The sequence below is a fragment of the Phyllobacterium calauticae genome, from assembly GCF_019991125.1.
GTDB lineage: Bacteria > Pseudomonadota > Alphaproteobacteria > Rhizobiales > Rhizobiaceae > Phyllobacterium > Phyllobacterium calauticae.
The window spans coordinates 40,777-66,943 of sequence record NZ_JAGENB010000009.1 but is presented as its reverse complement, the minus strand read 5'-3'; the positions used below and the strand labels follow the sequence as shown (position 1 = coordinate 66,943).

Below are 26,167 nucleotides of genomic sequence, written 5' to 3'. Positions count from 1 at the left end.
AGTCGTTATGCAATAACAGTGGCTTACGAGATTGGTTGCTAGCGGCGGGAAGAAGCCTATAATTTGGCTGGCGCCAGGCTTGAATTTACAGGCTCCTGGCGCTTGGAAGACGCCTTGGTGCTTTCGCCCAGACAAGGGATAAAAGCATGCGCACTCGGTACCAAAATTTCGTCCAGTATTCGGCTGATGATTGGCGCGTGATGCAATCTGCACACGACCTTGCCTCAAACGTTCTCGGCCGTTCACCCAAAACAGACATCCATGCGCAGCGCCTGGGCAGGACAGTTATCGCGCTATTTGGTTTGAAATTACGCAATGTGGAAGAGATCGCTGATCGTGCAGCGCGCAGCGAAAGACGTTTTGATGCCGTAGCGTCTCTTTCCAGCATTACGCCGCGCACCCGCCAAACCGGATAAGCATACCATGTCAAATATCGCCGATAAGAGCGACGAACAAAAACATGCTGAAGCGGACGTGAAGGGTTTCAGCGACGATCTCGGTCCATTCGTGGTTGCTGCTGAAACAACGCGAATGGCGATGGTATTTACGGATGCCAGGGCGCCCGACCACCCGATTATCTTTGCCAATGACAGTTTTTTGGAGTTGACTGGTTATGAGTTGGAGGAGGTACTGGGCCAAAACTTCAATTTTTTGCTGGCGCACGTTTCAGATGCTGCGGCTTTGGCCGATGTAAGAGCCAACTTTGCAAAACATGCCGATCATGACTCCGAAATTCTCTATCGCCGCAAAGACGGAAGTGAATTCTGGGCTGCGATATTTATAAGCCCGGTCAAAGATGAGGCAGGCACTACGGTGCAGTATTTTGCTTCGTTTGTGGACCTTACCAAACACAGGGACGAGCTAGCCCATTCCAAAATGCTTATCGGTGAACTCAATCATCGCGTAAAGAATACGCTTTCGACGGTTCAATCGATTGTCTGGCAAGCCTTGCGAATGGACGCTGATCCAAAAACCATTCAGCAGGCCATTGAATCACGCTTGCAGGCGTTGTCCCGGTCACATGACCTTTTGACGCGGCAGAATTGGAAGGACACAGGGTTACTCGATGTGATTGCCGATGCCTTGGAACCGTTCGGTATGACTGGAGACCGGGCAGAGCGCATTGTCATCAAGGGGAGCAACATTCTCTTCTCACCCAAAATCGCGCTGGCACTTGGTATTGCGTTTCACGAACTGGCCACCAATGCCATCAAGTATGGGGCGTTTTCCGATGAAACGGGGTCTGTAACCATCACTTGGGACATCAAGGATGCGTCTGAAGGTCGCCGACTGGTGTTGAGATGGCAGGAGAAGGGCGGCCCTGTTGTCGCCCAGCCTCTTCGTCGGGGATTTGGCTCGCGCATGATCGAAACAGGTCTGGCTCAAGAATTGGACGGCATTGTTCGCCTTGAATATCCGGCCGAAGGCGTGCTCTGCACCATGAATTTTCCTGTATCAGAGGCACCGCCACATGGATAGTTTACTTTCCGATCGTCGGCTATTGGTCGTTGAAGATCAAATGCTCATCCTCATGATGATTGAAGACATGCTTTCCGATCTGGGATGCAAATCTGTCACCACAGCCGCAACGAATGAACAAGCAATTGCGCTGATTGGTCAGCAAAACTTTGACGCTGCCCATGCTGGACATGAATTTGAATGGCCAGAAAAGTCAGCCGGTGGCCGACGCTCTGGTCATGCGCGGCGTGCCTTTCATCTTTTCCACGGGGAACAGTTCACATGACATTTGGGACGGCTATGCTCACCGTGCTGTCATACGGAAGCCATTTGTTTTTAACGAGCTTGTTGGGTTATTGACCAGGCTTCTTCATAGTTAACTTCGTGCGAGCATCGTGACAAGCAGCGAGAATCCGAAGTTATTGTGGCTTTCGATTGTGGATTATTCCTATAGGCGTTGACCAAAACTTACTTGCTGGTCTTGCCGGGATACAGGGCCTTTGCCAAAAGATTGGCCAAATGAACCGTATTGCGTGCGAGCAGATCAACTGCGTTTGTCACAGCCTCGGGGTAGATTTCAAGTCCTTGAAATCTACATCTCCCATGGCTTCACCAACCCAGTATGCAACGGCATTAGGTGCGAGCGAAAAGCCCACGTCATTCAAAGCCTGGTAGAGTTCGGCCGATACATGATGTGCACCATCTTCGTTGCCAACGACGGCGACCGCAGCAACCTTGCCGTAAGAAACCATACGGCCTTGATCATCGGTTTCATCCAGAAAAGCGTCCAAATACGTTCCAACGCTCGTTTGCACACGCTTGAAGGTTGGTCCATCCAGATCGGCGGGGCCATCACGAGTATATCAGCCGCCAGAATATGCTCGCGAATAGTCGGCCAATCATCACCACTGCCTTCATTCGATGATACACCCGGCCTTACATCAAATTGGGTGAGCCTGACCGTAACTCCGTCAACCCCCTGTTCCTTCATGGCGTCCAGCACCAAATCAATCATCTTTTGCGTAGAAGATGAATCGGTTGGTTTGAGAGTAGCATTCAACGCAACTGCGGTAAGTATCATGGCTTTGCCCGGCTGATCCAATTGAGAACTTTAACGACCGTATCACCTTCTTAATTCGAGAAGGCGAAGCCGCTAAGCTTCGCCCTCTCGCTGCAATCGTGGGAACGTTCAGATCACATTTTCTTCATAGCTTTTTCAGCGTTGCCCATGTGCATTGCGCATTCATCCATTTTCTTTGCTTCCATGGATTTTTTTGCCATGTCCATTTCCTTCATGGCCATGGTCTTTTTTTCCTTCATGGCCGGCTCTGTCATCTTGTCCATGTCGGCCTTCATCTTCATCATGCTGGTGTCGTTGCACTTCATCGCGTCTTCAGCAAATGCTGACGGTACAAAGGTCAGGCCAAGGAGGGATGCAACCAATAAAGCTTTAAACATTGTTTTCTCCCGAATATCTTATTCTGGGCAAAATTACCCGATCATCAACGATCGGCTTAGAAAAGTGTTCCATTTTTAGGCCGTCCACTGGCTTATGGCCGAACGAAAATTAGGTGTAGTCCCTATCTCTTCCAGATCTGTTCATCGATACAACAATACTAGCAAAATTGCCTTCAACACTCTGCCAAGCTTTGCCATGAGTTATTGAAATAGCGATGCGCAGACCGCCTCTTGGCCTTTTGCGCAACACCGGTTCGATCACGTGCAGATGAATTGATTTTCCTCGAGATCAACATCTGGCGTGGCCTGACGAAGGCATCGCTTTTTCCAAAAAGCTGTCAGGCTACTTCAGAGCTCTTGATCCTGCGTAAGTTGAATCGCTCTCATAAAAACATTGCAGCCCAATTGAGGCCTCGGAATGTTGATTTGCCTCACCAATTGAACCACTTTTCCGTCTGTTCGTGATCCAGTCTTGTGACGTTGAGCATAAGTGAACACATGGGGTTTCTGCCTTTCCGTGGGGTCGAAGCGAAATGGAAAAGTCGATCAAATTAGGTTGAAACTCAACAGGCGGGAGGCTGATTCCAACTGACTTCGCCGGACGCACACAGGTTGTGCAATGGTGTTTCGCCGTGCTCACCTCCGTCGAGTATTCCGCGACACAGCAGGTGATCCCTATCGCTGCAGAAGAGTTCGCCGCGCGACCCGTCCCCGGGGTCGCGCAAGGAATAAGCGAATAATAGATCGACGTTCGAGGGGGCAAGAAAAAGAGCTGTCTCTTAGCGCGCTAAGACAATTTAACAATAAATTCAACCTTTTGTTTGTTATTTGCAAAGATGGGTGGTGCCAGTCAAGTCTTCTAAACGTCTTGGGGAATTGAGTAGGCAGCCAGCTCTTCTGGTGTGCCATTTGGGAATGCCTGTTTGAGAAATTCCAGGAAAGCCGACACGCGGGCACTAAGCAGCCTTCGCGATGGATAGAGCGCCCATAGCGAGATCTCCGATCCTTCGATATCGCCCCAGTGCAGCAAAGTGCCGTCGGCCAGATCGTGGCTCACCAACGAGATCGGCAAACGTGCGGCGCCGACACCGGCTCGCACTGCATCTCGAACCATCAGGAGTGACGACAGGGCAAGGACGGGCTCGATCTTGATCTTCGCAGCCCCTTTCGAGGACATGATATTCCAAGTCTGTCGATCGGCGGTTCCCCGCACGACGCCCGGCACTGGTAAGTCGCCAGCAGCCCGGGGAAGAGCGGAGCTTGCAACCACTACCAGGCGGTCATGGAGAAAGGCGCGGCCGACGAGGCTTTCGTTCGGATCCGGATTGACCCGGATCACGAGATCATAGCCTTCCTCAATCATATCTACAGCCCGGTCTTCCGTGGTGATCTCCAGCCTCACCTCCGGATATTTAAGCGCAAAACCCGCCGCGATCTTGCCCATGGCGGTCTGCGATAGGTGGAGTGGGGCGCTGATGCGCAATCGGCCACGCGGCTTCTCAGCACGAGATGCAATGGCGGCCGCCGTCTCGTCGAGCTCCGTCAACAGCGTGGCTGTTCGCTCAAAAAGGGCGCGTCCTTCCTCGGTGAGCTTTAGGTTGCGCGCGCCCCGTTCGAACAGCCGAAGCTGAAGGGCGGCCTCCAGTTCCGTGACGCGTCGAGACAGCGTTGCCTTCGGCCGGCCGGTGGCGCGCGCGGCTTTGCCGAAGCCACCATGGCGGGCCACAAGGTTGAAGTCAGTAAGAGCAACGAGGTCCATGATCTGTTCCAGTGGTGAGACGTAGTGTCTAGATTGATGGTCTATTGGATCGACAATGAGCCAGCCATATTCGGGGTGTCAAGCACAACCAACCCGGAGAAAATCCAATGACCATTCTCGTTACCGGCGCCACAGGCAATATCGGCAGCCAAGTTATCCAGCACCTCGTCGACCGCGGCGCAGACGTCCGCGCTCTCGTTCGCGATCCTTCCAAGGCCAGCTTCCCGGCGGGGGTCGCCATCGTGAAAGGTGACTTCCTCGACGTCGACTCGCTGCGTAGCGCTTTCGACGGCGTATCCACGTTGTTCCTGCTGAATGCCGTCGTACCGGATGAATTCACCCAGGCATTAATTGCGCTCAATGTCGCCCGCTCGGCCGGCATCGAACGGATCGTCTATCTCTCCGTAATTCACCCGGATGTCTACGTGAACGTGCCGCATTTCGCAGGCAAGTTCGGCGTCGAGCGAATGATCGAACAGATGGATTTTCACGCTACGATCCTGCGTCCGGCCTACTTCATCCAGAACGATCTGACAATCAAAGACGTCATCACCGGCTATGGTGTCTACCCGATGCCCGTCGGCGACAAGGGCCTCGCTATGATCGATGTGCGCGATATCGCGGAGATCGCCGCCCTTGAGCTGCTGCGCCGCGAACAGGCCGAACAGCCGCTACCGCTCAGCCGCTTTAACCTGGTCGGTCCCAATACACTCACCGGACCAGATATCGCCGCCATCTGGAGCAACGTCCTTGATCGGCAAATCAGCTACGGCGGCGGCGATACGCAAGCGTTCGAGCAGAGCCTCGGACAGTTCATGCCCGCGTGGATGGCCTACGACATGCGTTTGATGGGCGAACGTTTCCTGACAGACGGCATGCTTCCTGAGGGCGGCGACGTCGAGGGCCTGACGGCCCTACTGGGCAGGCCGCTCCGCTCCTATCGCAACTTCGCCTCGGAAACGGCTGCCTCTGGCTGAGGTTGCCAGTACCCGACCAGAACAATCAAGGACTGTCGTCATGGTCTATTCGACCGCGACCGTCTGGGTGAACCCGGAAGGCGAAACGAAGCTGACCCGCGAGCAGGCCTGAAAAGGCCGGCTCTGATCACCACCAACCACAACACCAGAAGGGCGGCCTCCTTGAAAGGCGCCCCGTCTCTTCAAAGGACAGAAATCATGACCAGATCAGCCCTGAAACATATTTCGCTGCCGGACCGAAGATCCTTGTCCTCGGTGCCACAGGGCCGACAGGCCGCCATCGTCAGCCAAGCCCTCAGCCGCGGCTCCGATGTTACCATCCTGGTGCGCTCGCCGGAAAAGGCCACGGATCTAGGAGGAGCAAAGCTTGTCGTAGGAGACGCCAGGGATGAGAAAGTGCTGTGCCAGGCCATCAAAGGCCGGGATGCCGTTATCAGCGCACTCGGCACACCTGCGAGCCCCTTTCGTGAGGGTCACCCTTCTTTCGACAGCGACCCGAGCGCTTATCAGTGCCATCAAGGCAGAAGGGAATTTACGTCTTGTTGCCATCACCGGCATGGGCGCCGGCGACAGCGCCGGACACGGCGGCTTTGTTTTTGACAAGCTGATTTTCCCTCTGCTCCTGCGCAAGGTCTATGCCGACAAGAACCGTCAGGAAGCCATCATCAAAGACGGCGGCCTCGATTGGACCATCGTCCGGCCCTCAATCTTGAATAATGAAGCCGGACGCGGTGCGATACGGACGCTTACGGACTTGAGTGACTTCCATGGTGGCGCTATCGCGCGTCAAGACGTTGCGTCGTTCGTGGGGAGCGTAACGTTTTGTGGGGCAAGCAAATTACGCGGCCTCCAGTTTGCACTTTTCGTAGCCATACCAGACAAGACTTAAGCTTATTTTCCGTATTGCCCCACAAAACGTTATGCTCCCCAGCATGGCGTAAGCCTTTGCAGAATAATGGGATTCTGCGGAATTGATGTTCCGATACTGCCCTTCAAGCTGTAAAGCGGCTCCAGTATCCCTTCATAAAGGTGCCTGGTTTCCAGAAATACATCAGCCTCCACGTCCATGCCGACCTGAAAGGTTCCCGGGCCCCATATGCAAGGACGGTTTCCTGTTCCGGCCGAACGGTTACCCGGTAAAAGCCCGTTGGCGATTGCTGACCCACAACTTGCGCCGGAATGGCACTCTCGCCATCGGCAGAGCGTAGGGCCACCCGTGAGATCTCCGTCACCACTCCGGGATACTGGCCGAATTTCTGATAGGGAAAGGGTGCATAGCGCAACAGAACCTGCGATCCCTTGCGCACAAAGCCAATTGCCGAACTTGATGCGAAGAAATGCACTTCGAGTTGCCCTGTTGCCGGCAGGATCGACAAAAGTGGTGTGCCTGCAATGGCGATCTGCCTGTGAAGGCCACTGATTGTCGACGCGGATTCTCCGTCAAAGCTGGCAAGCTTTGAGCGCACATCTGAGAGTCTGGCTTCAAGCTGGATCAAATCCCGGCGCAAGCCTTCCAGAAGTGTCTGCTTCTCCATGAAATTGGTGCGTCTTGATTCATATTCACGCTGGGCAACGATGCCTTTGGCCACGGCGTTATCAAGTTGCTCGGAGAGCTGGCGGAGCGTATCCACATAGTTCTGTGTCACCGCAATCTGGGTTGTAACCTGCGCGATTTCCTTCTCCCAGGATAATGCTTGTTTGTTGAGCCCATCCTTTTGCTGGAGATCGATTGCCTTGCGCCGCTCGATCTCGTCGACAAGCTCTTTCCTCTGCAGCTGCAATTCTGAGATGATATTGGCGCGTGTATTGCCTCCAGACGTCGTGCTGTCCAGGCTCAAGCGGTAGAGTTCTTCTCCCTGCCTGACCAGTTGTCCCTCGCTCGCTGTTCCTGCAACCACCCGTCCGGTCTGGGGGGCAACCAGCCGGACGACACCCACACTCGACTGGACCGTCCCGCTCAAACGGACACGGCGTGTGTAGTCACCAAATGCAATGAACAATCCGATCGCGACGACCGAGATCACCGCCAGCCATGTTGCAACGATAGTAGAAATCGGCCGAAGCAACTGCGGACGGCCAAACCATCTATCCTTGCGATGGTCAATCGCCTCCTGACGGAAGAGGGAAGAACCGCCGTCCATGCTCAGCGCTCGTCAATTCTTCTCTTGGGACATTGGTCACTACACCATGTCCTGCATTCTTCGCACGATCTCGCTAATGCTGCGGATATGGAATTGACGGCTCTTGATGCTCTATCCAACAAGTGTCCTGACCCTTATCTGTTTCCTAGCGCGATCGAAATACGTCGATATGGCAGTCCTGCAGAGGCTGAGTGAAGCACGGAGGAGAGGTTCAGGCGGACCAATTGCTATGCAGGACGATCGATCCTGAAGACAATGCTGACCAGCAGTGCCGATACACCATATATTAAGCCGTTTACCCAGAGTGGGCGTGGTATCGCAAAAAAATCTACCGCCGTCTGGATAGCAAAAATAAGAATGACAATCAGAATAGCAAAAATAAGATATCTCATGCGCGAATCCTCTTTGTAGTGTAGAGAGTCGGGGAAAGTGAAACTGCCCCCGACCGGAGTTTTATCAGCACAAGCTTCTGTATTACCAGGTTCCGTTGGGATCAGTTCCGCCGAAACCGTCAATACCTGTACCGTTGGTATCATATCCTGTCTGTGCCGATCCGCTTTAGATCTCTTGACCAGCCAATTGGCCTAGCGTGCCTCCCACAACACTGCCAATGGCTCCACCCACGGGACCACCAATACTGGCACCAAGAAGTCCGCCGCCGGCCCCGCCAACTCGGCCACCAATGCTTCCGCCCCAGCCGCTGCCTGTGTTCCCGCCGCCACCGCCGCTGCCGCCATCACCGCCGCCACCGCTGCCGCCGCCATCACCACGACCGCCACCGCCTTCGCCGCCAGAAACAAATGAAATTTCATGATCAGTCAATTCACGCATCATCGGCATTTCCTTTCAAGGAACGGCTAAAGTTGTATGCGAAATTGTGCAGGACTCGATTTATGACCAAAGGAGCCCGGGGCGATACTAGTGAGATTGATATCTGGGTCAATCTAGAATTTTAAGAATTTATCAAATATATCAATAGCTTAAACTATTGAATCTCGAAGCGCTTAAAAGTTGCAATTCAGGATATTACTATTCATCGCCGACTAATCTCGGCACCGATGAATATCTGTAGCCATTTCAAACCGTTGTATTGGCAACAAGGAGACCATAACGTTTTGTGGGGCAGACCGCATTATGCTTCATATCGTCGACCTCTTGCATAGCCTAAATCGACCTGACTCAAGCCCGTTTTCCAGGCTGCCCCACAAAACGTTATGGTCTCAGCTTAAGGTTCGAAATTGTTACCCAAACGCCGATAGAATCTGATTGCAGCTAAGTCCAGCATGCCGCCCTGAGGGTGCCGGCGAAGGCCGCTTTCCATCCCATCGTTGATATAGCCAACTGGATATCAGACGGGCAAGTGTCAGGATGTCAAGCAACAGGCGCGAACGACCAAAATGGCGGCGCGTTACCGTCCGGCAGCTCTAGCGACCTCATCCCGGCCGTCGCAATTGGCGCTTGATGCTGTTAAAAGCGGATATGGAACTCGCGATGAGCTAGATTCAGGGGTTGCACATTGCTCAAGATCAGACCTGCCGAACGCGGTGACGCAAAGGCGCTTACCCAGTTGATGCATCAATCGAGTGCCTACGGTGGCAACTACGCCAGCATTCTAGACGGCTATGCTGTCACGCCCGCCCAGATAGACGCTGAAGTCTTCTACGTCGCTGACCTTCAGGGCGATATCGCTGGCTTCTACAGCCTAACGCTGGCTGACGAACCGGAATTGGACCTTATGTTTGTTGCGGATCACGCTCAAGGAACGGGAATAGGTGCGAAGCTATTTCAACACATGGCGGCTGAAGCAAAGCGGCGTGGCATTCCTTCAATTAAGATCGTCTCTCACCCACCTTCGGTCGGGTTCTACCAAAGGATGGGTGCCACGATCGTTGGAATTAAACCGCCAACGATAAAGGTGACATGGGCACGCCCAATCCTGAACCTAGCAATCTAACCTCTCAGAGTGGGGCGCGAAGCGGCCGTCGTCTGCTGGGCCGCATTTCATCCGCGTGGTTCTGTCGCAAAAAAATGCAATGTTGAAGTGCAATAGTGTTTTCCCGTGAGTTTGGGTGTGCGTGATGTTCAAGGGCCGTCATTTCGATCAGTCTGTCATTCTGTTGTGCGTCCGTTGGTACCTTGCCTATAATCTAAGCTTGCGAAATCTCGAGCTAGAACGGTAACGGAACCAAACAGCCTTGCGTCCCGTTCGGGTTTGTCACTTCCTCGCAGATCAGGGTTCCCATGGCGACGCAGCACCGAGATTTGAGAACCGGCGTGCCGATCTGGTTGGGCCGCCCGGCGCAAACCGTTCGCTATGATGTGCTGACCCATGATATCACGGTCGATGTGGCCATCGTCGGTGCTGGTATCAGCGGGGCACTCGTCGCCGAAAGCCTGACGGATGCCGGAATGTCAGTCGCCGTGTTCGACCGGCGCAAACCGGTGACCGGTTCAACACCAGCCAGCACGGCGCTGTTGCAGTTTGAAATTGACGTTCCCCTGCATGTCCTTGCCAGGACGATCGGCCTTGCCGATGCCGAGCGGGCCTGGCGCCGCTCGAAACTCTCCGTTGATATCCTGCGGGAGCGGACCCGCCGCCTCGGCATATCCTGCGAAATGAAAAACCGGGATTCGCTTTATCTTGCCGGGGACATGCTCGATGGGGATGGGCTGCGGCGGGAGATGGATGCCCGCCGCCACGCGGGATTTGAAACGCAGTTGCTGAGCCGCGACGAACTGAAGTCGCGGTTTCAGATCGATCGCGCTGCTGCCCTGATGTGCTTTGACAATATCGAAGCCAATCCGCGCAAGCTGGCGCATGGTTATCTGCGGGTGGCTGTTTCGCGTGGCGCTGCCGTTTACGCGCCTGTTGATATCATCTCGGTTGAATCACACGCCCGGCATGTCATTGCGACCAGCAAAGCCGGGCAGACCATCCGCTGCAAGCACCTCGTCTATGCCACGGGCTACGAAATCCCCGATGTGGTGCCGCAAAAGGGCACTCAGATCATCTCGACCTGGGCTCTGGCAACGCCCCCGCAAAAACACAAGCTCTGGCCGGAACGATGTCTGATCTGGGAAGCGTCCGAACCCTATCTCTACATGCGCACGACGCGCGACGGCCGCATCATCGTCGGAGGCGAGGATGAGAAATTCGAGAACGAGGCAAAGCGGGACGCCAGACTCCCGGCGAAGACAAAAGCCATCCTGCGCAAGCTGAAGAAGATGTTCCCGGATGTGGTCGCGGAAGCCGATTTTGCCTGGACCGGCTGTTTTGGAGCCAGCGATACGGGCTTGCCGTCAATCGGCGAGATACCGGGAATGAACCGCTGCTATGCCGTGCTCGGATATGGCGGAAACGGCATCACCTTTTCCGTGGTCGCAGCGCAGGTGATCCGCGGGCTGATCACCGGGATCGGCGATGCGGACGCCGATCTGTTTGCGTTTAAAACGCGCTGATAAAACAATTGGTAAACTGTTTAATTCGTTCAAGGAAAAATAGATCGATGCTTGAGCATGTTTCAGTCAGCGCAGCGAGGGATGCCGCTTAATCCGGCTGGGATTGCGGTATACTTTGAAGTGCAGGCGAAGAGCTAACGATTCTTTTCCCACGGCAACAAGGAACAAATTTGCAGTTATCTCATTGTGGTATCGATAGGAGATATCATGAAAAAAATTGCTTCACTTATTGCCGGCGGTTTCATCGCCACAATGGTTGGTCTGACTTCGGTGGTCTCATCGTTTGCTGGTCCGGTTTCACACCAAGCGACGCCAACGGTAAGTAATGTCGATCAGGTCCAATACCAGGAAAAGCGTCGACCACATTATAACGATCGTCGCTCGCATAATCGTCATGGATGGGATCGCAGTGATCGTCGCCGACCGCATTATGACAACCGTCGCGACCGTCATGGCAATTGGAACGGTCATCGCGGCAATCGTGATTATCGACATGGTCATCGTCGTAATAACCAAGGATATTGATTTCCATCGGCAATCGTCCGTCTCAAAGACGGTCCTAGCCCAATAAGTGCGTAAAGGCGGTTCGTCATCAGAGCCGCCTTTTCATATGGAGAGCGGTGTGCTCACACGCCCTTTAGCCCACGAGGTTGCTCGATGTTGATTTCTGGGTAAAATTCACCCCCGCTTTTACCGTTTCGTGCTGACCCGTCAATCGGCTCCAATAGCCCACTTGTTTGATGCGACTACAGCGAGCAGGCCGGGTCCTTATGAAGTGGGAATAGGAGCAATCTCAAGCAGAAATCACCGCATATTCTTTCACTGTGCGAGACTGCCTATGGATCGATCGCACAAAATGCACAGAGACAGGTTCTGGTTCCAGCGAAATTGCACCAATTTTCTTATGTCGAGTGCGCAAAGCGAACTGGTATTGATGAATCAACTCGACACTCAAGACGCTCGCGACGCTTACGCCAGACCAATTCATCTGCAAACAATGGACTTAAGACCCCGCCGTTTCATCATTGATCCCATCCATCAATTTTCGAAACTAAACAGCTAGTTCCTCCAAAGGCGATCCCAATGAATCGCTTAAGAAGCGATATTTGTCATCTCCACACGGGTCGAAATTTAGCGCCGCCGCAAAAACAAGAAGAAAATTAATATTACAACGATAAGCGGAACGCCCAACCACCACAAAACTGCTGCTGTAAGCATCGCAATACCTCCAATTGTCGGAGATCAACGCTGCGATGAACTAGAGGTTCCTCAAAATTATCAAAATTCGGAAGAGGTACCTAGAACGATACAAACTATTCCCTCCGAATTATTTGCCATCTGGTGCTCTCAGACATCACGTTCGCTGCCCTTGAACAGAATAAGGACGTAAGTTTAATACAGCGAGACAAGTCGTCTAGTGCGATGGAGGTGGGCGGCCCTCAACATTGCACTAGCGGCTTTCATCAATGTAGCACAAAATGCAGGTTCATATTTCCGTGAAGGGCGATAGGTTCTTCATCGCAGCCAGCATATCAATGACATAACGCCAAGTGGTCCGATCCTCTTTGAGCCACTTTCGAGGAAAGCCCGCCCATTTCTACCGGGTTGCCCTTTGCGTCTTTGCCTTTGAAAGACCAGTTGGCATGAAGCAGGGCAAGACCGTCTTGTTGAACGCATGATAGCTGGGTCGCAGACAACTCACCCTGTAAGCTCAGCAATCTATTCATCTGGTTCCTGATCTCGGAAAGACCTTTGAGTTGATGTCCTGGAGATGGGCACAGGACCGCACTTGGCTCTTACAATTCAACCAAAGCTTCGATGTCACCAAGCCTAAATAGGTCATTGTAGTGTGCATTTAGGTCTTCTGGAGTGGTGATAATCAATATCGCCTCCACTTTGGTTTGGACCTTATGGGACCCGGCAACGCGTCTACAATGCATGGTCGGGATACTCACGCCGTTTCAACGCGGTTTCGTCCGCCGCTTTTCGCGCGATAAAGTGCCTTGTCGGCAGCCTTCATGACGGCGTCTATGTCATACATTCTTACACCCAGAACTGCCACGCCGGCACTTACCGTGACGCTGATACAGTCATTTCCCATACGATGCTCCGCTGAGGCGATCTGGGAGCGGATGCGTTCGGCATAATCGACGGCGATTGTGAGGGGCGTATTGGGCAGGAGAAGTGCGATTTCCTCACCACCATAACGCACAACCACGTCCGTCTTACGTACGCCGCGGCGGACGATGGCAGCAACTTCTGCAAGCACCACATCACCCATCTCATGCCCCCATAGATCATTGACATCTTTGAAATGATCAATATCGATCAGGATGATTGCCGATTTGATCGATTTGAGCTTGTTGTCGTTCATTGCGCGCAAAGCGGCTTTGTCAAAAGCCCGGCGGTTTTGAAGCTTCGTTAACGGATCCACGCTTGCCTCATGCTCGAGAACCCGCATCAGACGTTGCCTGACTTTCTCGCGCTCCAGAAAATTGCTCAAAACCATCACGCTGGAAATATTTGCGATGATTAATGTGAATAGAGGGATGCCAATGATCAGCGCCGTAACGTCTGAAGGCAGCATCGTAAGCGTCACAAAGGAAGCGGAAGCGGCCAAGCCAATAGCAGCTGATCGCAGCGGCCACGATTTCCAGCCTCTACCCGGTATCATCGCACAAGCAAAACCAATGAGACTTGTGAGTAATATTGATGTTGATCCCGATATCGCTCCCATACCCCCAAGCCACAGGCGGTAAATCAACATAAGACCAGTTGCGATCAATGTTCCGATCGGTCCACCGTAGGAATAGGAAAGGACCAACAGCGCCGTTCGAGCGTCATAGAATACGCCAGGTGCAAATGAGATTGGATCGCTCATTGAAGCAATCCCGCCCAGTCCAAAAAGTAGACCAACGGCAGCGCCTTTCGCGGTGCCTTTGGGAAAGGTGCGCAGAACCCACGAGTAACTGAGGACGACAAGCGCTGTGATGCCAAGGATTCGAATTACACCAATTGCCAATTCGGCAGGTTCCATTGGGTCCCTCTATATCTTTCAAATATACATCGATTTTCGCTTAAACCGTTGACTACTCAGTTTATTGAGAGAACGTCAATGTTTTGTATCGGCTTCGTATTTAATGAATTTCTGATGCAGCTGATCTTGCTCGTCCACATAGTGGGCTTCTCCACTCGATCGATGCCCGCCCGCTGCATGCGGTATGGGGCCTGTATCGATGCAAGTGATAACATGGGGTAAGCGACCTTCAAGATGTCATAAACAAGACGTCGAAGGACCGGCTGCACACGTGTGAGACATGTTGAAGTGCACTCATATTTCTCACTTTATCACGTCCTCAACGGGTTTGAAGGATTATGCGGGTTTTTCATTTTCAGATCACGACATCACATGATTGTGTGGCGGCATAGGACCACAACCCACTTTCCAAATCTACTTTGAGCATTGGATATTTGGCGAGACCCGGCGGCGCGTCTCTGCAAAGGCCGGGTCTCTACGAGCAGTGTCAACGGGGGTATCCATTAGCTCGTGTGGCAAAAACGCTACTGGATCGATTGTGTTCCAAAAAGATTGGTCAGGCATTGCCCTCTTTGGGATTCCGATGGGCCGGCATGCATGCCGCAGATATGTTTCCAGCCATTGACATTGGCTGGAAACAATCAATGAAGTTACATCTTGGGCAGGAGAACCTTGTCGATGACATGGATGACGCCATTGGATTGCTTCACATTGGCAATCGTCACATTGGCAACCGTGCCGTTTTCGTCGGTCAGAGTGAGCTTGTCGCCCTTGTATTTTGCGCTGAGAACACAGCCGCCTACCGTCTTGACCGGATGTGCACCCTTGTCATCGTCAACCATCTTCATTATGGTCTGTGAATCGGCATTTGCCGCCACAACGTGACAGGTGAGAATCTTGGTCAGCTTTTCCTTGTTTTCAGGCTTGAGCAATGTGTCGACGGTGCCCTTTGGCAGTGCGTCGAAAGCTTCATTGGTTGGCGCAAAAACGGTGAATGGACCCTTGCCCTGAAGTGTTTCAACAAGGCCAGCTGCCTTGACCGCTGCAACCAGTGTCGTGTGGTCCTTAGAGTTCACTGCGTTTTCGACGATGTTTTTGTTTTCGTACATGGGTGCACCGCCGACCATCGGATTCTCCGCAAACGCGGCTCCCGAAATCAACACAGATGCCAGTGCAACCAGGCGAATGGATTTGGTGAACATTTCTCTCTCCACTGTTCTTTCCCTTGGATTGGGAAGCAGCGGAGTTACGAACGGCTTGTCAAATTAGTTTCGCCGAGATGGAATAATCGCGTCCGAAATGCTCCTTGGAAATGAGCCTCGGACTTATGAAGGCTCCAATTAAGTGCCGATTGATCCTGCAAGTGGAGTTCCTGCGGCGATCCACATTTGGACGGTAGTGAGGCGCGAGTACTCGTACTGCTGCAAATACGAGGCAAACCGATCCATTAAGATCTGATCGCGTAAGCGTCATAACCGCAAATTGAATTATTTGGCGAAAGAAATTCGCTCATTTCGCCCTCGATACAAGTGGGCAGTCCGCGTCAATGTCGGCCTTTTGTCCGGCTCCGATTTGTCCTATGAAGCGGGACCACATTAACAGCAACAGAGTTTGAGTCCGATGGCGACGAAATTGATTGAAACGCTATTCGAAAACAATCGTGATTGGTCACTTGAAAAACGTCGGATCGATCCGGACTATTTTAAGAAACTCTCACAGCTTCAAAAACCGGAATACCTATGGATAGGCTGTTCGGATAGCCGAGTGCCAGCGAATGTCATCGCCGGTCTGGAACCAGGTGAAGTTTTTGTTCATCGAAATGTTGCCAATCTCATTCATCCAGCTGATTTGAATCTGTTGTCGGTGGTTGAATATGCTGTCAGTCAATTGGCAGTAAAACATATTATCGTATGTGGACACTACGGCTGTGGCGGGGTTCTAGCGGCGGTGGAGGGAACCTCGCTGGAGTTGACCAATCATTGGCTGCAACCCATTCGCGACTTGGCAACAATGCGATTTTCATCGTTTGCGTGCAAATCAGCGACTGAGGACGATTTGGATCGTCTTTGCGAATTTTGTGTCATTGACCAGGTGCAACGGTTGGCGCGCACGCCGACATTACAAGCAGCGTGGAAGAGGAAACAGGACATCTCCATTCATGGATGGATCTATGGTTTGAACGATGGTCTGCTCCATGATCTTGGCTGTACTGTTGCAGATGGATGCTCAAACTAAGAGCATCCTCCAATCGCTCACATCTAACAATATTGGATGCAGTGCGTAGAATGCAGTCTCCAAAGCGATTGCGATCTTGAGCGCGCCAGGAATACTTGCGTCCAAGTTTGTATTACTTTGCGCACGGCCCCCGATGCCCGTTCGGTGAAGGCACCGACTTTGTGTGAAACGGCCGCACCGCTGATATACCGAGCCGTTGTATCTCGTTAAATGCGTTTACGAGACGCATGTCGAAGGATAGCACAAAAGCTTTGCCATCGACTGGGGAGCATGAAGCAATGCGACGCGTGCTTTGACACGTCATTCCGAGACGGTCAGTGCAGGCACTCTCCTTTAGATGTTGATCGTCAATTCCGTTATCTCGGTATTGCGGCTGAAGGCTCGCTCGGTGTTCCAGCTGAAGGCTGATTGCAGAGATTCATGATCCAGGTGATTACGGTATACTGCCGCTGCCTGCGTGCGGTTGTGCACCTTGAGCTTTCGAATGAGATTGTGAACATGGACTTTGACCGTATGATCTGAAAGGCTGAGCCGGTCAGCGATGGTCTTGTTTTGCAGCCCTTCGGACAGAAGCTCGAGAATTTGATGTTCGCGCAATGTCAATGTATCGATCGGCTTGGTGCCGGACATATGGCCCCTTTTTCCCTCCACATGAGACGGTTGCTGATGGCGAGCGTGGCCATCTTTCGCCAGCTTTTCCAGCGATTGCATAACGCCGTATGGGTAATATTCGCCGCCATTGAGCAGCAGCCATATGGCAGCCAGCCAGATGTCGAGCTTCAAGGTGAACGGAAGCAGGCCCTGGATTCTTCGGTCGCAGAACAACCTATTCAACCCCTGCGATGCAAATCCGTCGCCATTGATCATGAGCGTGATGGATGCATTCGGAAAACATGTCCTGCAGCGTTCAATGCAATCCGGGAGGTCGGTGATCAGCTCGGTCTGCAAAAGGACCAATCCAACGCCCATGTCGGGGTCCTGGGAATCCGGTAGAAAACTCGACAGTGTTATCCGAATATCAGCGAATGTTCTTTCCAATGACTTCACAAGTCCTTGAAAGACGACCCCCGTTTCAGCATAAATGAAGATGGCATTTTCAGATTTGCTTTCAAAGTTCTTTCCGGGTTCGTAGTTCACGCATTCACTTAAATTAAAAGGTACATTACCGTTCATACTTGCCCCCATTTTTGACAGGAATAGCCCTGCAAGTTTTTTGTTTTTTCTGTTGTTTTTATCCAGGTAATCAAAAAGATTGATCTACGTGGAAATGCCCATTCGGCTTCAATAAAGATTAAGTTAATTATTTGAGAGTGACGCGGGCGTGACTTGCCTACAAAGATTGATAGTTTGGGTTTGTTGCAGATAGCCCAGATAGTTTGCTTGGCCCGGCCGCGTCTATAATTTTGATAGTTCAAAGTTTTTAGCTGGAGGGAAAATATAGTCTGATGGGCTTGTTATACCTAAAGATCTTGTAGACCTTGCTCGAGGAGCAGTTCCTGTTCTGCCCCAAATATGAGGGAAGATGGTAAGAGACGAACCGCTGATTTGATGCTGCACTTTACCGCATTGGCCTCGGAAAGAGGCAGCAAAGAGGCCCGGCAGCGCTAGTGCGGAGGCGTACTCTGCCGGGTCGAAAGTTATGACCAGCAAGATCACCCTCCAATTGTCCTCCTGGCTAAGCCCACTGTCAACATACCGATTGGTATGATTTGAAAGAAGAGGCCCGGCTGGGGCTATACGGGGGAAGAATATCGCCGGGCCTCTCGTTGCACTGGAGAGTAGCAACTCAGAAAATGTGATCCCCGGATATGGCTTTTTCAAGAAGAGACCCGGCGGTTGCCTTCATCATCACCCGCCGGGTCTCATGCTGCACCTCGGCACAGCCGTTTGGCTTATGATCGGCGCAATGTCGGTAGTCAAATCACGAATGCTATCTCAGTTCATTGATGCGCAGTACCAGACCTTGAAGGACAACGCGCTGCCAAAAATGGAACAGCTAGGGGCTTGGGACGTTATTATATTCATATCGGGCACTACTGACATTCAGTCGGCATTCCCGAAAGGGAGTATCATCATGAAAACGATTTTAATTGCTATGGGCATACTGGCTGCCACAGCCGCATCGGCTTTTGCGGCTGAGCCTGCCAAGATGATGGATACCAAGATGGGCAAGGTTCTGGTCAACGAGAAGAGCATGACGCTCTATACTTTCGACAAGGACGCGAAGGGTAAATCCAACTGCGACCAGGATTGCCTGAAAATGTGGCCGGCGTTTCATACCGATGGCAAGGCCAAAGCCGCTGGCGAATGGTCCATTGTCAAAGCTTCCGACGGCAAAGACATGTGGGCTTATAGTGGCAAGCCGCTCTACACCTATTCGAAAGATATGAAATCAGGGGATACCAATGGCGATGGCGTTGGGGGTGTATGGCATATGGCCAAATGATACAGGAAGTCCACGAACAGAACGAACAAGGGCGGTCTTCGGATCGCCCTTTTATAACAAGCACTCAGTTTGGGGCAAAATCTCGTAAGTCATCGTCCAGTATAATCGAGTGAACATGGCGCGAAACCTATCGCCCTGCTGAAAAGTAGAAAAGACTTAAGACAGGAATTACGCGGATCTCCTGGGCAATCAGCGTCAGAAAAGACAGTTAAGTAACGCAACGGGTAAATAATTTAGGTAATAGATAAATACGCCATTCATTGCTGAAAAAAGGACAAAAGATAGCGCGAGAAATAGATATATTGCAATTACATCAAGGTGTTGCTTTCGTCTATGGAGCCAAATGCATGAATATTGTTGCCAATATTTTGTGGGAAGAGCAAAATGAACCGCCGGCCTTGCTGGTCGGTTGGGGCTCGGCAGTTCCCTTCTGTGAAACCCCATCACATGCCGGGCCTCATAAACAAAAAAATGCGCATAGTCGTCCTGCATCGTGAATATGTCGCGATATGGAGTTCGTTTGTTTAGCGGCCACCGACTTTCTGCGTGTATTGCGCAGGATTGGGCCCTTTAAAGCACTGAAAGATCAACTCTTTTTTATCGCTTTATGACCTGTCGTTTCGAGAATGGAAATACGAAAGAAGACTGGATTCAGTTCCCTTTCCTGGTCTCGGATTACAGTTTTGACATATGCCGGCTGCCACCATTCCGCTTTCTTACTGAGAAGCTTTTGCGCGTCATCCCTCGCAGATATATGCTCCGGCGCATCGGTCAATTCTTCGTAAAGGCCGTTGACGATGACGCTGTGCCAATTGTTGGTGGCAACGATTTCATCGAATTCTACGCATACCTTGGGATTGGACCGCATCCAATCGACTTTGGTGCCTGCAGTGGTTAGAGCATACAAAAATGCCACGTCATAACTGAAGCTCAGTGGAACGATATACGGCTGATTATCCTTGGAACACGCCAGACGACCCAATGTGACGCGCTGAAGCAGAGATTTTATTTCCTGCCCGGTCATCTCTTCGATAATCATGTTCTAACTCCATTCCTTGGTTGTTATTGTCAAACCCTCTGAACATCCAGAATAGCGCAGCCAGCATTTACCGTAAGGGTCAAACTTGCAAAGTGAACTTATGCTGCAAAGTGCATGATAGGGGAACTTTTGACTGATCTACATGTTAGGATATGCCTTGACTCGTCGCTCGTTAAGATCAATCGCGTAATGAATGGAATGAATTCCCGGGTGATAAGGCCAAAATCAGCTTTTTTGATAACGAAAATATGCAGCTCACCGGAGCAATAGCTTATTTGATCAGGAGACACCAATGACCAAATCTCCTTTATCTGCCAAGGCTCCAGGTGCTGAAACGCCCCCAACGGAGATTTCCGCTTTACCGGAAGAAAGCAATTCACTGCCGTCGGATCCACAGTTGATTGTGCTGTCCTGTTTACTTGTCCTTGCAATTTTGACGGCGGCTTATATCGCTGCAGATATTGTGCTGCCGATTGTTTTGGCTTTCGTTCTAAATCTTCTGTTTCAGCCGGCCATGCGTCAATTGGAACGAGTACACCTTCCACGATCCCTCTCGGCTCTTATGCTGATTCTTGCCTTTTTTGCTTTGATTGTCGGCATAGGAGCTGCCGTATCAGGTCCTGCTTCATCATGGGCGGGACGATTACCGGATGGCCTCCAGAAACTCGAACAACGACTTCATTTCCTAAGCCAACCGATCCAAACTTTCTTTGCCTTTATGCACAGGATTGACGGAGGGCAGGGAGATGCTGGTTTCAGTTTATCAGCAGTTCTTCTCAAAGGTACCCAGCATTTCGCAGGTGGATTTTTCGAGACCATTCTGATTTTATTTTTCCTTCTCGTGGCTGGCGACACGTTTTTGCGCCGCACCGTTGAAATCCTTCCCCGCTATAGTGAAAAGCGTCAGGTGGTCGCCCTGTCACAGCAGGTAGAGAAGGATATTTCTGCCTATCTCCTCACCATAACGCTCATGAACGGGTTGGTTGGCCTCGCTACTGGAATAGCAATGTGGGCAACTGGTCTGGGGGACCCTGTGCTCTGGGGAGTGGTTGCCTTCCTTTTGAACTATATCCCCATTATGGGCCCCTTCGCCGGAATCACCATTTTTGTGTTCGCTGGATTGCTCGCAATCGAGGGTAGTTGGGCAGCATTTTTGCCCGCAGGCCTTTATCTCCTAATCCACTTGGTGGAAGGCGAGATCATTACGCCCATGCTTCTGGCACGGCGTTTCACCCTTAATCCCGTGCTGGTGATACTATCATTGATCTTCTGGTTTTGGATGTGGGGGGCTCCCGGCGCGATACTGGCGGTTCCGATGCTCGCGATCACAAAGATTATCTGCGACGGTGTTGCACCGCTCAACGCGGCCGGGCATTTCCTTGAAGGGTAGGCCCAAAATTGCCGCCATTGGTGTTAGAGCCGCGTAGGATACCCGCAATGTTTGATCTTTTGACGACGTTGCGCTGTTAAACAGTTGTGGAATGCGTTGGATCAGACAATCCACCCCCCGAATGTAGGTCGCTCCATAGGTGAGACGTGACGATTGACTGCATCTGCATGGTTTTGCGGGTCGAAATGGAACGATAAGGTACTTGAAACGTTGTCCAAGTGAAATGCCCTGTGACACTTGTGCAAACAAGTTCAGTCTGGATGGCACGATCATCTTAGGAAACGGAAATGGATCTCACCACACTTCTTATCATCCTTCTCATTGTTATTTTACTGGGTGGAGGCGGCTTTTACGGTCGTGGACGTTGGTATTAAGCCTTTGCGCGTTATTCGGTAGACGCGTGAGTTTGGCAGCCTCTACTAACTGTATTGTGAGTATTCCAGGTCGTGCGCGAATGCGATCATTCGCGCACGTTCTTAAATAGTCTTTTGAATTTTCAGCACGTTTTCTGGATACCTCGGCAGGAACTTTCTTCCCTGAGGCTACGTTCCTGCTAGGGAATTTTAGTGTTTGCGCACGCTGCTCAGGGGCATGCGATTGATATCAAGGAATGTCATGGCTCAAGCTACGAAGCTGATCTCGATCGGAACAGCTGTTCCATCGCATATGATCGAACAGCGAGATGCAGCCGCCGTAGCGCATCGCGCATTTTCGGATCGGTTCAAGGATTTTGATCGTTTGGCAAAGGTGTTCGAGAGCTCGGGCATTCGTAGGCGCTATGCGATCAGGCCTCTTGAGTGGTATCTTGAACCGCTGGGCTGGCCGGAACGAAATGCCGCCTATATCGAAGGGGCATGCAGTTTGTTCGTTAGTGCGGCTCAGCAGGCGCTGGAGAAAGCGGACCTTCGAGGTGAAGATGTCGATATCGTCGTCACGGTTTCCTCAACAGGTATAGCCACGCCTAGTCTCGAAGCGCGCGTCGCTCATCAAATGGGGTTTCGTGAAGACATCGAAAGGGTGCCTGTCTTCGGCCTTGGCTGTGCCGGCGGTGTCTCAGGATTCTCCATTGCATCTCGATTTGCAGCAGCGCGGCCCGGAAAAATTGTCCTGCTGGTTGCAGTTGAACTGTGCACGCTCGCGTTCCGACTGGATCAATTGACAAAGGCCAACATCGTCGCAACTGCGCTGTTCGGGGATGGGGCGGCCGCCTGCATTCTCAAGGCGGGTGACGCAGGTATCGCAAACATCGAAATGTCCGGCCAGCATACTTGGCCTGATACGCTCGACATCATGGGTTGGAGCGTTGATAAGCAGGGGTTCGGCGTTATTTTTGATCGAGCAATACCGCCATTTGCTGAGGAACGCATTGCACCGGCTATATCGGGTATTTTAAACCGTGCTGATCTTGGCATGACAGATATCGATAGATTTGCCTGTCATCCGGGGGGTACCAAAGTGATTGCTGCTCTGGAGACAGCACTGTCGCTTGGTCAAGGCAGTTTGGACCATGAGCGTGACGTGTTGTCCGATTATGGAAACATGTCGGCTCCAACCGCACTTTTTGTATTGGACCGTGTCGTCCAAGCCGGCTTACCGTCACGTACCCTCCTTACTGCACTGGGACCGGGTTTTAGCGTGAGCTGTGTATCTCTCCAGAGAGCAGCATGATTGCGGCAACAGCACTTCTGTCTGCGGTTACGATCGAGCGCATTTGCGAGCTATGGCTCGCCAGACGAAATACCAAATCTCTATTGGAGCACGGTGCATATGAAGCCGCGTCAAAACATTATTGCCTGATAGTTGCACTTCACACCCTCTGGCTAGGTGGCCTTTGGATACTTGCTTGGAATAGGCAAATCGATCCTGCATGGCTGCTGATTTTTGCAGCGCTCCAAGCTCTGCGCATATGGGTGCTTGCAACCTTGGGGAGGCGCTGGACAACGCGTATTATAGTTGTGCCGGGGAGTTCACTTGTCAGGAGAGGGCCGTATAGATATGTTTCGCATCCAAACTATTTTGTCGTCGTGGGCGAAATTGCAGTCCTGCCGTTGTGCTTTGGCCTGGGCCGGTATGCTCTCATATTCTCGCTGCTAAACGCTGCGGTCCTGGCTTTCAGAATCCGAGAAGAAAATTCTGCGCTGCGGGATTTGCGCAATGATTCAAAACGCTGATGCAACCAGCCTACGGGCACCCAACTTTGCAACATGGCTGGGGTTTGTTGCAATGTGCATTGGCATGTTTATGGCTATTCTCGATGTACAGATCGTTGCCACATCTCTCCCGACGATCCAAGGTGCACTCAGCATCCATCCTGACCAGATGAGCTGGATTCAAACGGCGTATCTTATCGCCGAGGTCGTCGCGATTCCGCTGACCGGCTTTTTGACCAAGCTGTTCAGCATGCGGTGGCTATTCGTCTTTGGCACGGCAATATTCACTTTGACATCCATCGGATGCGCGCAGAGCGGCACTTTCTTTGCCTTGCTCGTCTGGCGCATTCTGCAAGGGTTTTCCGGAGGCACACTCATTCCGTTGGTTTTCTCGGCGGTATTCCTTTTGTTTCCCTTGCGACGCCAGAGCGTTGCAACGACTATAGCGGGCGTGCTCGCGGTTCTGGCACCCACTGTTGGACCCATCGTCGGTGGCTGGATCACTAACACCTATTCCTGGCATTGGCTCTTTTTGATAAATGTGCTGCCTGGTCTATTCGCGACGTCGCTTGCAATCTTTCTGTTGCCGCGGGTACCTATGCAATTGCGGCAAATCCGGTCGCTTGATTTTCCATCACTGGCATTGATGGCGGCAGGTCTCGCCACACTCGAGCTTGCCTTGAAGGAGGCTCCGCACAGCGGATGGACAGGGCCTTGGGTGCTCGTTTTAATGTCGTTCAGTGCAACCAACCTTTTGGCTTTTTCGCTCCGCACCTGGAATTCTCGCAATCCTCTGGTCGATTTGCGGAATTTTAGAGATCGGAATTTTTCCATTGGTTGCGTTTTGAGTTTTGTTCTCGGATTTGGCCTCTTTGGCGCGGTCTATTTGATGCCGGTCTTCTTGGCATTTGTTCGAGGGCATAATGCCCTGGAAATCGGTTCAATGATGCTTGTGACAGGTATGGTGCAACTGATGATCGCACCGATCGCTGTTTTGCTGGAAAAGCGGGCAGAGGCACGGTTACTCTCGACATTTGGCTTCGTGCTTTTTGCGATCGGACTGGGATACAGTGCCTTTCAAACGCCTCAAACCGACTCTGATGGAATGTTCTGGCCCCAGTGTATTCGGGGATTAGCAATAATGTTTTGTCTTTTGCCTCCAACACGGCTTGCACTGGGAAATCTCCCTGAGGAGCAAGTTCCCGATGCCAGCGGCTTGTTCAATCTGATGCGCAATCTGGGTGGAGCAATCGGTTTGGCAATCATTGACACCGTTATCTACACGCGTTCGACCACGCACGGCGTTGCAATCGCCAATAAACTGCTCGCTGGAGATATGCGGACGGCAGAATTCGTCGGGATCGATCGCAATGTATTTCTGCAGCATCTGCCAGGACAATTGGATGCCGCCGCGCAGAGCATTTTTAGCCCGCTCATCGCTAAGGCCGCTACGGTACAATCGATCAATGATGCCTGGGCAATGCTCGCCATCATAACTTTAGTACCCCTCTTGATAATACCATTTGCCAATGATGACTTTCGGCAAAGTCTCAAAGAATGAGCGTGCGGCAAACATTCAATCTGCCAGCACTGCCATTAGCTTCTCATCATTCCTTGCTTGAGTAAGCCTATCGAATTCTCCTCAACATCACATATTTATCGACCCAAAGTGAGAAGAGATCTCCTCCCTAACCTGTACAGAGTTGCACCGTTAAGGAACCATTTTGCGCAGCCTTTGTTGTTGATGCACCGGGTTCTTACCGGAACCACAGAGAGGCAAGATAATGAAAAAGATAATTGCAATAACCGCAACGCTGATGATGGCAAGTTCGAGCGTCGCATTCGCGCAAGATACAGTGATTGTGGAAGTACCGCAGCAGACCCGCGATTATGTCATCGCCAATCCATCTGATCCTGTCGTGATTGACGGTGATGTAAGCCAAGGATTTGTTGTTCCCGAAGATGTCGAGCTCAGGCCCATTCCTGACAGCCCTCAGTATGGCTACGTCTATGTCAATGGCCGGCCTGTTATCGTCTCATTGGAGAACAGAAAAGTCATTTATCTGTCGAAATAATATGTAGGCCCCCTGATCAGGCGCGGTGTAAAGCAGCGCCTGATCAAGGGGGCCCATGGCCATAGATAAACAAAGAGTCAGATATTTCTTTCTTACTGCTTTGAGCCACCCCAACTCGCCGCGCAATAACAGTATGTTAGAGGATAGTTTTGCGTCTTCCTATAGGAAGCCTATAATTCGCGAGCCGCCGGGCTTTAACGTCATAGGCTGCCGGCGCTTGGAAGACGCCATAGTGCTTTCGCCCGAAAAAAGGGATAAAAGCATGAGATCTAATGACCACCTTTACGAACAATATACCGACGATGACTGGCGTGCGATGCAAACCGCACATGATCGGGCATCCCAAATACTGGGACGTTCGCCCAAAACAGATATTCACTCGGACCGTCTTGGACGCACAGTGATTGCGCTCTTCAATTTAAAGATACGCAGCATCGAACAGATCGTGGAACGGGCCGTTCAAAGCGAGAGGAGTTTTGAAAAGTTGGAATCAATGACGGAATCCTCAAATTCTTCGTCCCGAACCCTTCTGTGAAGGACAAG

At 51.8% G+C, this 26,167-nt stretch carries 25 protein-coding genes and 3 pseudogenes; 18 read left to right on the top strand and 10 right to left on the bottom strand.

The window, feature by feature from the left end; all coding sequences use genetic code 11:
- Window positions 1-146 precede the first annotated feature (146 nt).
- Genes J1W56_RS22795 through J1W56_RS22785 form a run of 3 tightly spaced genes read left to right on the top strand, consistent with a single transcriptional unit; the run spans window position 147 to window position 1,744 of the window.
- Window positions 147-416: a hypothetical protein gene (locus tag J1W56_RS22795; RefSeq protein WP_223615580.1), complete on the top strand. Its 270-nt coding sequence runs from the start codon at window positions 147-149 to the stop codon at window positions 414-416.
- Window positions 417-423: 7 nt separating this feature from the next.
- A complete protein-coding gene (locus J1W56_RS22790) occupies window positions 424-1,479 on the top strand; it encodes an HWE histidine kinase domain-containing protein (RefSeq protein ID WP_223615579.1) in 1,056 nt (351 codons plus the stop codon).
- A complete protein-coding gene (locus tag J1W56_RS22785) occupies window positions 1,472-1,744 on the top strand; it encodes a response regulator (protein ID WP_223615578.1) in 273 nt (90 codons plus the stop codon). The genes J1W56_RS22790 and J1W56_RS22785 overlap by 8 nt, the downstream gene beginning before the upstream one ends.
- Before the next feature lie 182 nt (window positions 1,745-1,926).
- On the opposite strand, the pseudogene J1W56_RS22780 reads toward J1W56_RS22785, so the two are convergent.
- From J1W56_RS22780 to J1W56_RS22770, 3 genes and pseudogenes are all read right to left on the bottom strand, one after another.
- Window positions 1,927-2,539, bottom strand: a pseudogene (locus tag J1W56_RS22780) (flavodoxin family protein).
- A 113-nt stretch (window positions 2,540-2,652) separates the two neighbouring features.
- The gene (locus J1W56_RS22775; RefSeq protein ID WP_223615577.1) at window positions 2,653-2,916 is read right to left on the bottom strand and encodes a hypothetical protein; all 264 of its coding nucleotides are present in this window, start codon (window positions 2,914-2,916) and stop codon (window positions 2,653-2,655) included.
- An 859-nt stretch (window positions 2,917-3,775) separates the two neighbouring features.
- Entirely contained in the window at window positions 3,776-4,675 is a 900-nt protein-coding gene (locus J1W56_RS22770; protein ID WP_223615576.1) for a LysR family transcriptional regulator, read from the bottom strand.
- A gap of 107 nt (window positions 4,676-4,782) precedes the next feature.
- Between J1W56_RS22770 and J1W56_RS22765 the strand changes: the two genes are divergently transcribed.
- Window positions 4,783-5,652 carry an SDR family oxidoreductase gene (locus J1W56_RS22765; RefSeq protein WP_223615575.1) on the top strand — a complete coding sequence of 290 codons (870 nt, stop codon included), beginning with the start codon at window positions 4,783-4,785 and terminating at the stop codon, window positions 5,650-5,652.
- A 206-nt stretch (window positions 5,653-5,858) separates the two neighbouring features.
- Window positions 5,859-6,541: pseudogene (locus J1W56_RS22760) on the top strand (NAD(P)-dependent oxidoreductase).
- 103 nt (window positions 6,542-6,644) lie between these two features.
- Here the strand turns inward: J1W56_RS22760 and J1W56_RS22755 are convergent.
- The 3 genes from J1W56_RS22755 to J1W56_RS22745 all read right to left on the bottom strand — a co-directional run bounded on the left by J1W56_RS22755 (window position 6,645) and on the right by J1W56_RS22745 (window position 8,605).
- A complete protein-coding gene (locus J1W56_RS22755; RefSeq protein WP_223615574.1) occupies window positions 6,645-7,793 on the bottom strand; it encodes an HlyD family secretion protein in 1,149 nt (382 codons plus the stop codon).
- A 227-nt stretch (window positions 7,794-8,020) separates the two neighbouring features.
- The gene (locus J1W56_RS22750; RefSeq protein WP_223615573.1) at window positions 8,021-8,329 is read right to left on the bottom strand and encodes a hypothetical protein; all 309 of its coding nucleotides are present in this window, start codon (window positions 8,327-8,329) and stop codon (window positions 8,021-8,023) included.
- 48 nt (window positions 8,330-8,377) lie between these two features.
- Entirely contained in the window at window positions 8,378-8,605 is a 228-nt protein-coding gene (locus J1W56_RS22745; protein WP_223615572.1) for a hypothetical protein, read from the bottom strand.
- A gap of 704 nt (window positions 8,606-9,309) precedes the next feature.
- Here J1W56_RS22745 and J1W56_RS22740 point away from each other — a divergent pair.
- The 4 genes and pseudogenes from J1W56_RS22740 to J1W56_RS22725 all read left to right on the top strand — a co-directional run bounded on the left by J1W56_RS22740 (window position 9,310) and on the right by J1W56_RS22725 (window position 11,777).
- Window positions 9,310-9,747, top strand: a complete 438-nt coding sequence (locus J1W56_RS22740) for a GNAT family N-acetyltransferase (protein WP_223615571.1) — start codon at window positions 9,310-9,312, stop codon at window positions 9,745-9,747.
- A gap of 124 nt (window positions 9,748-9,871) precedes the next feature.
- Window positions 9,872-9,961, top strand: a pseudogene (locus J1W56_RS22735) (IS6 family transposase); the annotation flags it as partial.
- Window positions 9,962-10,067: 106 nt separating this feature from the next.
- Window positions 10,068-11,252: an NAD(P)/FAD-dependent oxidoreductase gene (locus J1W56_RS22730; RefSeq protein ID WP_223615570.1), complete on the top strand. Its 1,185-nt coding sequence runs from the start codon at window positions 10,068-10,070 to the stop codon at window positions 11,250-11,252.
- Window positions 11,253-11,459: 207 nt separating this feature from the next.
- Complete coding sequence (locus tag J1W56_RS22725; RefSeq protein WP_223615569.1) at window positions 11,460-11,777, top strand: hypothetical protein; 318 nt, start codon at window positions 11,460-11,462, stop codon at window positions 11,775-11,777.
- Window positions 11,778-13,203: 1,426 nt separating this feature from the next.
- Here the strand turns inward: J1W56_RS22725 and J1W56_RS22720 are convergent.
- The gene (locus J1W56_RS22720) at window positions 13,204-14,289 is read right to left on the bottom strand and encodes a GGDEF domain-containing protein (protein WP_223615568.1); all 1,086 of its coding nucleotides are present in this window, start codon (window positions 14,287-14,289) and stop codon (window positions 13,204-13,206) included.
- A gap of 650 nt (window positions 14,290-14,939) precedes the next feature.
- Window positions 14,940-15,491, bottom strand: a complete 552-nt coding sequence (locus J1W56_RS22715; protein WP_223615567.1) for a fasciclin domain-containing protein — start codon at window positions 15,489-15,491, stop codon at window positions 14,940-14,942.
- A 418-nt stretch (window positions 15,492-15,909) separates the two neighbouring features.
- On the opposite strand from J1W56_RS22715, the gene can reads away from it, so the two are divergent.
- Entirely contained in the window at window positions 15,910-16,524 is a 615-nt protein-coding gene (can, locus tag J1W56_RS22710) for a carbonate dehydratase (protein ID WP_223615566.1), read from the top strand.
- 333 nt (window positions 16,525-16,857) lie between these two features.
- Here can and J1W56_RS22705 read toward each other — a convergent pair whose 3' ends face one another.
- On the bottom strand, window positions 16,858-17,697 hold the full coding sequence (locus J1W56_RS22705) for a helix-turn-helix domain-containing protein (RefSeq protein WP_223615565.1): 840 nt from the start codon (window positions 17,695-17,697) through the stop codon (window positions 16,858-16,860).
- A 901-nt stretch (window positions 17,698-18,598) separates the two neighbouring features.
- Between J1W56_RS22705 and J1W56_RS22700 the strand changes: the two genes are divergently transcribed.
- Both J1W56_RS22700 and J1W56_RS22695 read left to right on the top strand, forming a co-directional pair.
- Window positions 18,599-18,970 carry a COG4315 family predicted lipoprotein gene (locus J1W56_RS22700; protein ID WP_223615655.1) on the top strand — a complete coding sequence of 124 codons (372 nt, stop codon included), beginning with the start codon at window positions 18,599-18,601 and terminating at the stop codon, window positions 18,968-18,970.
- A gap of 347 nt (window positions 18,971-19,317) precedes the next feature.
- Window positions 19,318-19,467, top strand: a complete 150-nt coding sequence (locus J1W56_RS22695) for a hypothetical protein (RefSeq protein WP_223615564.1) — start codon at window positions 19,318-19,320, stop codon at window positions 19,465-19,467.
- Window positions 19,468-19,556: 89 nt separating this feature from the next.
- Here J1W56_RS22695 and J1W56_RS22690 read toward each other — a convergent pair whose 3' ends face one another.
- Window positions 19,557-20,009: a pyridoxamine 5'-phosphate oxidase family protein gene (locus J1W56_RS22690; RefSeq protein WP_223615563.1), complete on the bottom strand. Its 453-nt coding sequence runs from the start codon at window positions 20,007-20,009 to the stop codon at window positions 19,557-19,559.
- 292 nt (window positions 20,010-20,301) lie between these two features.
- Between J1W56_RS22690 and J1W56_RS22685 the strand changes: the two genes are divergently transcribed.
- The 6 genes from J1W56_RS22685 (at window position 20,302) to J1W56_RS22660 (ending at window position 26,159) form a co-directional block, all read left to right on the top strand.
- On the top strand, window positions 20,302-21,399 hold the full coding sequence (locus J1W56_RS22685; protein ID WP_223615562.1) for an AI-2E family transporter: 1,098 nt from the start codon (window positions 20,302-20,304) through the stop codon (window positions 21,397-21,399).
- 615 nt (window positions 21,400-22,014) lie between these two features.
- On the top strand, window positions 22,015-23,067 hold the full coding sequence (locus tag J1W56_RS22680; RefSeq protein WP_223615561.1) for a type III polyketide synthase: 1,053 nt from the start codon (window positions 22,015-22,017) through the stop codon (window positions 23,065-23,067).
- Complete coding sequence (locus J1W56_RS22675) at window positions 23,064-23,570, top strand: isoprenylcysteine carboxyl methyltransferase family protein (RefSeq protein ID WP_223615560.1); 507 nt, start codon at window positions 23,064-23,066, stop codon at window positions 23,568-23,570. The genes J1W56_RS22680 and J1W56_RS22675 overlap by 4 nt, the downstream gene beginning before the upstream one ends.
- Window positions 23,554-25,110 carry a DHA2 family efflux MFS transporter permease subunit gene (locus J1W56_RS22670; protein WP_223615559.1) on the top strand — a complete coding sequence of 519 codons (1,557 nt, stop codon included), beginning with the start codon at window positions 23,554-23,556 and terminating at the stop codon, window positions 25,108-25,110. Before J1W56_RS22675 ends, J1W56_RS22670 begins: the two co-directional genes overlap by 17 nt.
- Before the next feature lie 223 nt (window positions 25,111-25,333).
- The gene (locus J1W56_RS22665; protein ID WP_223615558.1) at window positions 25,334-25,624 is read left to right on the top strand and encodes a DUF1236 domain-containing protein; all 291 of its coding nucleotides are present in this window, start codon (window positions 25,334-25,336) and stop codon (window positions 25,622-25,624) included.
- A 55-nt stretch (window positions 25,625-25,679) separates the two neighbouring features.
- Window positions 25,680-26,159: a hypothetical protein gene (locus tag J1W56_RS22660; RefSeq protein WP_223615557.1), complete on the top strand. Its 480-nt coding sequence runs from the start codon at window positions 25,680-25,682 to the stop codon at window positions 26,157-26,159.
- The last annotated feature ends 8 nt before the right edge of the window (window positions 26,160-26,167 follow it).

Excerpts from the sequence above, each read along its gene's own strand:
- J1W56_RS22795 (WP_223615580.1), top strand. The coding sequence starts at position 147 with ATGCGCACTCGGTACCAAAATTTCGTCCAGTATTCGGCTGATGATTGG.
- J1W56_RS22790 (WP_223615579.1), top strand. The coding sequence starts at position 424 with ATGTCAAATATCGCCGATAAGAGCGACGAACAAAAACATGCTGAAGCG.
- J1W56_RS22785 (WP_223615578.1), top strand. The coding sequence starts at position 1,472 with ATGGATAGTTTACTTTCCGATCGTCGGCTATTGGTCGTTGAAGATCAA.
- J1W56_RS22775 (WP_223615577.1), bottom strand. The coding sequence starts at position 2,916 with ATGTTTAAAGCTTTATTGGTTGCATCCCTCCTTGGCCTGACCTTTGTA.
- J1W56_RS22770 (WP_223615576.1), bottom strand. The coding sequence starts at position 4,675 with ATGGACCTCGTTGCTCTTACTGACTTCAACCTTGTGGCCCGCCATGGT.
- J1W56_RS22765 (WP_223615575.1), top strand. The coding sequence starts at position 4,783 with ATGACCATTCTCGTTACCGGCGCCACAGGCAATATCGGCAGCCAAGTT.
- J1W56_RS22755 (WP_223615574.1), bottom strand. The coding sequence starts at position 7,793 with ATGGACGGCGGTTCTTCCCTCTTCCGTCAGGAGGCGATTGACCATCGC.
- J1W56_RS22750 (WP_223615573.1), bottom strand. The coding sequence starts at position 8,329 with ATGATACCAACGGTACAGGTATTGACGGTTTCGGCGGAACTGATCCCA.
- J1W56_RS22745 (WP_223615572.1), bottom strand. The coding sequence starts at position 8,605 with ATGAAATTTCATTTGTTTCTGGCGGCGAAGGCGGTGGCGGTCGTGGTG.
- J1W56_RS22725 (WP_223615569.1), top strand. The coding sequence starts at position 11,460 with ATGAAAAAAATTGCTTCACTTATTGCCGGCGGTTTCATCGCCACAATG.
- J1W56_RS22720 (WP_223615568.1), bottom strand. The coding sequence starts at position 14,289 with ATGGAACCTGCCGAATTGGCAATTGGTGTAATTCGAATCCTTGGCATC.
- J1W56_RS22715 (WP_223615567.1), bottom strand. The coding sequence starts at position 15,491 with ATGTTCACCAAATCCATTCGCCTGGTTGCACTGGCATCTGTGTTGATT.
- can (WP_223615566.1), top strand. The coding sequence starts at position 15,910 with ATGGCGACGAAATTGATTGAAACGCTATTCGAAAACAATCGTGATTGG.
- J1W56_RS22705 (WP_223615565.1), bottom strand. The coding sequence starts at position 17,697 with ATGAACGGTAATGTACCTTTTAATTTAAGTGAATGCGTGAACTACGAA.
- J1W56_RS22700 (WP_223615655.1), top strand. The coding sequence starts at position 18,599 with ATGAAAACGATTTTAATTGCTATGGGCATACTGGCTGCCACAGCCGCA.
- J1W56_RS22695 (WP_223615564.1), top strand. The coding sequence starts at position 19,318 with ATGAATATTGTTGCCAATATTTTGTGGGAAGAGCAAAATGAACCGCCG.
- J1W56_RS22690 (WP_223615563.1), bottom strand. The coding sequence starts at position 20,009 with ATGATTATCGAAGAGATGACCGGGCAGGAAATAAAATCTCTGCTTCAG.
- J1W56_RS22685 (WP_223615562.1), top strand. The coding sequence starts at position 20,302 with ATGACCAAATCTCCTTTATCTGCCAAGGCTCCAGGTGCTGAAACGCCC.
- J1W56_RS22680 (WP_223615561.1), top strand. The coding sequence starts at position 22,015 with ATGGCTCAAGCTACGAAGCTGATCTCGATCGGAACAGCTGTTCCATCG.
- J1W56_RS22675 (WP_223615560.1), top strand. The coding sequence starts at position 23,064 with ATGATTGCGGCAACAGCACTTCTGTCTGCGGTTACGATCGAGCGCATT.
- J1W56_RS22670 (WP_223615559.1), top strand. The coding sequence starts at position 23,554 with ATGATTCAAAACGCTGATGCAACCAGCCTACGGGCACCCAACTTTGCA.
- J1W56_RS22665 (WP_223615558.1), top strand. The coding sequence starts at position 25,334 with ATGAAAAAGATAATTGCAATAACCGCAACGCTGATGATGGCAAGTTCG.
- J1W56_RS22660 (WP_223615557.1), top strand. The coding sequence starts at position 25,680 with ATGGCCATAGATAAACAAAGAGTCAGATATTTCTTTCTTACTGCTTTG.